This window comes from Pseudoalteromonas sp. S3260, assembly GCF_005886925.1.
GTDB lineage: Bacteria > Pseudomonadota > Gammaproteobacteria > Enterobacterales > Alteromonadaceae > Pseudoalteromonas > Pseudoalteromonas tetraodonis.
Genome location: NZ_PNCV01000085.1, coordinates 1 through 3467, shown reverse-complemented (window position 1 = coordinate 3467; position 3467 = coordinate 1). Strand labels below are relative to the sequence as shown.

Below are 3467 nucleotides of genomic sequence, written 5' to 3'. Positions count from 1 at the left end.
AACCTAGTGGGCTAAGTCAAAACCGAGCAACAAAGAGTAAATCGCTCCTAGACAGAACCCGAAGGGCAGCGCCTGTTTGGCATTGATGCTGCGTTATCGCCTATTTATGGGGAATAACCACACCACATAAGCTCTGCCTTGCCTAAATACCAAATAGACTGCTGAAAATTTAACCTTGAAAGGTCAACAGACCCTAATGAGCGCTTTAATTATCAATCATTATCTGCATTTGTTCACTAACCCAATTAAGTGCTTCGTGGTAAGCATCAGGCACATCATCACCTAAGTTAAGCTGTTGGGCTTTATCGTTAGCAGCGTGCCAGTTACCCTGCTCATAGAGGGTTACTAAGTTTAAATACTCAGCAAGCAGCCCTTCATTGTTTAACAGTGCCGCTTTTATCTCATTTGAAAGCGGTAGTTTAAGCATTACACTGTCCATCTCTTCATCTAGTATGGCATCCATAAGCGACATCATGCCGGCTAAAAACGCTATTCCAGTATCTCTAAGTTTGCCATGTGAAATTGCTAAAAGCTCACAAAAACGCGCGCGTGTTAGCGACAGCCTAATAAGCTCCAGAGGTTTGTCTGCAGAGACTTGTGCGGCAAATAATAAAGAGAGTAGTTTTTTTATTTCAGCCGCGCCCAATACAATAAGCGCTTGTTTTATAGTGTTTATTTCAAAGCGGCGAGCAAATGCTGCCGAATTTGAGTAGCGTAGCAGCTTATACGATAAGTTGACATCACGCTCAAATACATCGGTGATCTTCTTAAGATCCATTTCTACGCTGGAAGTTTCATAGAGTAGCTCAGCCAGTGCCATGCCCGATGGCGGTAATGCCTTGCTTTGCACCATTTCTGGTTTTGAAAAGAAAAAGCCTTGAAAGTATTCAAAACCTAGTTCAAAAGCTTGATTGTAAAGCGCGTAAGTTTCAACCTTTTCAGCAAGTAATTTTATATGTGGATAAGGTTTTAAATCCTCTATGATCGTTTTAACGTTTTCAATATCACAAGTTAAAAAATCGACTTTAATAATATCGATAAACGGATAAAAGTGCCGCCATACAGGTTGATGTGCATAGTCATCTAACGCTAGCGTATAGCCTTTTTCTTTTAGGTCTTTAACAATTGCCAATAAGCGTTTACCTGGCTGGACGGTTTCGAGTATTTCAATTACCACCCCATCTTTGTTTAAAAGGGTTGGGTAGCCTTTTAACAAGGTGTCTAAGGTAAAGTTAATATAAGCGGGTTTATTATCAGTTAAATCTTCTAAGCCAAAGTTAAATTGACTGCCTTCAATCAGTCTAGACGTGGCTTCATCGCCGTCAATATCTGGAAATACGTTATCAACTCCATCACGAAATAAAAGCTCATAGCCAATTAGTTCTTTATTGCGATCTAAAATAGGTTGCCGAGCAGCGTAAAAATACATATAGGATTCCGAAAGAGTAGAAATTGATTAACATTGTAATAATATATTGGAAAACATTCAAAATAGCATCGGTAAAATGAATTATTATTAATGAAATATCATGGCTTAGGTGATTTTTATTAATCTAAACTCATTGTTTTTTATTCTATTTGTTTTAAAAGCGAGCGAATAGATGGTTTTTTATCTACTTAAATTAGCGGGTTGGAGTTATTAGCAATTACCGTGTTATAGTTCAGTAGAAAGCTTTTATTCCAATACTGTCTTAATTATAAGATTTCAAGAGTCATTATTTGGATTACAAGCCTGTTATTACTTTTTTAAGTGGAGGCGAATTTGGAAACAGGAATGATTATTTCACTGGCATTATATTTTATTGTAATGCTGGGAATAGGACTATACGCATATAAGCAATCTACCAGCGATATATCAGGGTATATGCTAGGTGGTCGTAATTTAGCCCCCAGTGTTGCTGCCTTATCAGCGGGTGCATCAGACATGAGTGGTTGGTTATTAATGGGCCTACCTGGTGCAATGTATTTATTTGGGTTGAGTAAAGTTTGGATTGCAATTGGCTTAGTATTAGGCGCATGGGCAAACTATTTCTTAGTCGCCCCAAGACTGCGTGTTTATACTGAAAAAGCAAATGACTCTATTACCATCCCTGATTATTTTGCAAATCGTTTTGATGATAACAAGAATATCCTCCGTGTGATCTCTGCAATTGTTATTATTGTGTTCTTTACTTTGTATACTTCATCAGGCGTAGTCGCCGGTGGTAAGTTATTTGAAAATTCATTTCAGATGAGTTACGAAATGGGTTTATACATCACCACGGGTGTGGTTGTTGTTTACACCTTATTTGGTGGTTTTTTAGCGGTTAGCCTAACAGACTTCGTGCAAGGTTGTATTATGTTTATCTCCTTGCTTGCAGTACCTATCGCTACTTATATGATGCTAGATCAGCCATTTATGGATACTTTAGCAAATGCAAATTACCAGCAGTTGTTAAGTTCACCAAAAGCCAGTGAAATCCATTCATTGAATATGCTTGATTGGTTTGCTGGTGGTTCTACCATTGCTATTATTTCTGCGATGGCTTGGGGCTTAGGCTACTTTGGTCAGCCACATATTATTGTTCGCTTTATGTCTATTCGCTCAGTAAAAGAAATGCCAACCATGCGTCGTATTGGTATGTCTTGGATGACCTTATCTGCCATTGGTGCAGTATTTACCGGTTTATTTGGTGCTGCTTTTATGATTGAAAACCAAATGCCTATTGCCGATAAAGAGACCATTTTCTTAGTATTAGCTGAACTTATTTTCCACCCATTAATTGCTGGTTTCCTACTGGCTGCTATTTTAGCTGCGATTATGAGTACGATTTCATCGCAATTATTGGTGTGTTCAAGCTCGCTTACTGAAGACTTCTACAAGATTTACTTAAACCGCGATGCCTCGCAAACTGAGCTGGTGTTAGTAGGGCGTATTAGCGTAATACTGGTTGCGTTATTTGCTATTTACTTAGCGTATGACCGTAATAGTTCAATACTTGATTTAGTTAGTAACGCATGGGCTGGTTTTGGTGCTGCATTTGGTCCACTTGTCTTGTTTAGCCTTTACTGGAAACGTATGAACTTAAAAGGGGCTATTAGCGGTATGGTTGTTGGTGCTTTAACAGTGCTTGTATGGATTTATGCGCCTATTACCATTAACGGTGAGAGCTTAAGCAGTGTAATTTATGAAATCGTCCCAGGCTTCATTTTAGCGAGTATTGCTATTGTGGTAGGAAGCCTTGTGACAGCTGAACCGAAAAAAGAAATTACTGATCTGTTTGATGAAGTTGAATCGTCATTGTAACTGATTAGCTAACGTAAAGTGTTGGTTTTTATAAATGCCAATCAGTTTAACTGGTTGGCATTTTTTTATTGACTTACCTTTAGTAAAGACCATTCATCTCGTTTAAACAGCTGAGATTATGACGCTTAATCACCGATTACTCGCCTTTAGCTATTATTATTTAACCTGAACTCTGGATAAT

Annotated in this window: 2 protein-coding genes; one reads left to right on the top strand and one right to left on the bottom strand. The window is 38.3% G+C overall.

All coding sequences use genetic code 11. The features are described from left to right. Positions 1-205 precede the first annotated feature (205 nt). The gene (locus tag CWC14_RS14305; protein ID WP_138563518.1) at positions 206-1429 is read right to left on the bottom strand and encodes an EAL and HDOD domain-containing protein; all 1224 of its coding nucleotides are present in this window, start codon (positions 1427-1429) and stop codon (positions 206-208) included. Positions 1430-1774: 345 nt separating this feature from the next. On the opposite strand from CWC14_RS14305, the gene putP reads away from it, so the two are divergent. Then, entirely contained in the window at positions 1775-3286 is a 1512-nt protein-coding gene (gene putP / locus CWC14_RS14300; protein ID WP_008113313.1) for a sodium/proline symporter PutP, read from the top strand. Positions 3287-3467 lie beyond the last annotated feature (181 nt).

What these genes read in the sequence shown, in the direction of transcription:
- CWC14_RS14305 (WP_138563518.1), bottom strand. Translation starts at nt 1,429, where the DNA reads ATGTATTTTTACGCTGCTCGGCAACCTATTTTAGATCGCAATAAAGAA.
- putP (WP_008113313.1), top strand. Translation starts at nt 1,775, where the DNA reads ATGATTATTTCACTGGCATTATATTTTATTGTAATGCTGGGAATAGGA.